Source organism: Enterovibrio sp. FF113 (genome assembly GCF_041439165.1).
Classification (GTDB): Bacteria; Pseudomonadota; Gammaproteobacteria; order Enterobacterales; family Vibrionaceae; genus Enterovibrio; species Enterovibrio norvegicus_A.
The window spans coordinates 1-1,644 of sequence record NZ_JBGONO010000051.1 but is presented as its reverse complement, the minus strand read 5'-3'; the positions used below and the strand labels follow the sequence as shown (position 1 = coordinate 1,644).

At 45.6% G+C, this 1,644-nt stretch carries 1 protein-coding gene; it reads left to right on the top strand.

The features are described 5' to 3' along the window. Positions 1-80 precede the first annotated feature (80 nt). On the top strand, positions 81-1,493 hold the full coding sequence (gene cysN, locus ACED36_RS22045; protein WP_371733823.1) for a sulfate adenylyltransferase subunit CysN: 1,413 nt from the start codon (positions 81-83) through the stop codon (positions 1,491-1,493). Positions 1,494-1,644 lie beyond the last annotated feature (151 nt).

Genomic DNA, 1,644 nt, shown 5'->3' with positions numbered 1-1,644 from the left:
CTAGCTTCTAGCTTCTAGCTTCTAGCTTCTAGCTTCTAGCTTCTAGCTTCTAGCTGATCGCTTGTTCCATAGGAGCATTTATGTCCCACGCATCAGATTTAATCGCGACAGATATTGAACAGTATCTGCGTGTTCATGAAAACAAAGATATGCTGCGCTTTCTTACTTGTGGAAGCGTTGATGATGGTAAGTCTACGCTGATTGGTCGTTTGCTTTTTGATAGCAAAATGATTTTTGAAGATCAGATGGCGGCGATTGAGAAAGACTCAAAACGCTTTAACACTACGGATGAATCGTTCGATTTGGCGCTATTGGTAGACGGCCTTCAGTCTGAACGCGAGCAGGGCATCACCATTGATGTTGCCTATCGCTATTTTTCGACCGAGCAACGCAAGTTCATCATTGCTGATACTCCAGGGCATGAGCAGTACACCCGTAATATGGCCACCGGTGCGTCTAACTGTGATTTGGCGATCATTCTGATTGATGCGCGTCATGGTGTTCAGGTGCAAACCCGTCGTCACAGTTACATTTGTTCGTTGCTGGGTATTAAGCACATCGTTGTTGCTGTGAACAAAATGGACGCGGTGGACTACGACCAGGCGGTTTATAAGAAAATCAAACAAGATTACCGTGAATTCGCGGCAGATCTAGGTTTTGAAGATCTACGATTCGTGCCGATTTCTGCGCTTCGTGGCGACAACGTTGTCAACGAAAGCGAGAACATGCCGTGGTACCCAGGTGCGACGCTCATGCGTTTATTAAACACGGTTTCGATTGATAGCCAGCGACACAATGCGCTGCGTTTCCCTGTGCAGTATGTTAACCGTCCGAATCTGGATTTCCGTGGTTTCTGCGGTACGTTGACTTCTGGCGAAGTGCGCGTTGGTGACACGGTTGCATCGCTGCCTAGCGGCAAAGAAAGCAAAGTGAAGTCTATTGTCACCTTTGATGGCAATCTGGAAAAAGCCTCTGCAGGCATGTCTGTAACCTTGACGTTGGAAGATGAGATCGACGTTAGCCGTGGTGATATGTTGGTGCGTCCACATGAGCAACCATTCAGTGCCACGCGCTTCGAAGCCGATGTGGTTTGGATGTCTGATGAATCCTTAGTGCTGGATCGTGAATATGTTATCAAGGTAGGTTGTAAATCGGTATTTGGCAGCGCAGATGCGATTAACTACAAAGTCGACGTCAACACGATGGATAAACAAGAAACAAACGAATTGCTGCTGAATGAAATTGGTCGTTGTCAGTTTTCTCTCAACGAAAAAGTGCAATTTGACCGTTACGAAGATAACCGTTTAACTGGCGCGTTTATTATCGTGGATCGCTTAAACAATATCACGGTAGGCGCGGGTATGATCCGCGGTGCACTTGTGAACGATGATGTTAAAACGCTGGCTGACGAAGCCAGTGAGTTTGAGCGTGATCTTAATGTATTCGTGCGCAAGCACTTCCCGCACTGGAAAGCGTTGGATATTAATAAGTAATTAGCTTTAAGCTGAAAGTACTTAGCTTTAAGTTAGAAGCTGTAAGTGGTTAGTTAAAAGATTGAAAGTGTGTATCTATTCGGGTGTTCGCTATCATTTTCTAGCTTCTAGCTTCTAGCTTCTAGCTTCTAGCTTCTAGCTTCTAGCTTCT

Excerpts from the sequence above, each read along its gene's own strand:
- cysN (WP_371733823.1), top strand. The coding sequence starts at position 81 with ATGTCCCACGCATCAGATTTAATCGCGACAGATATTGAACAGTATCTG.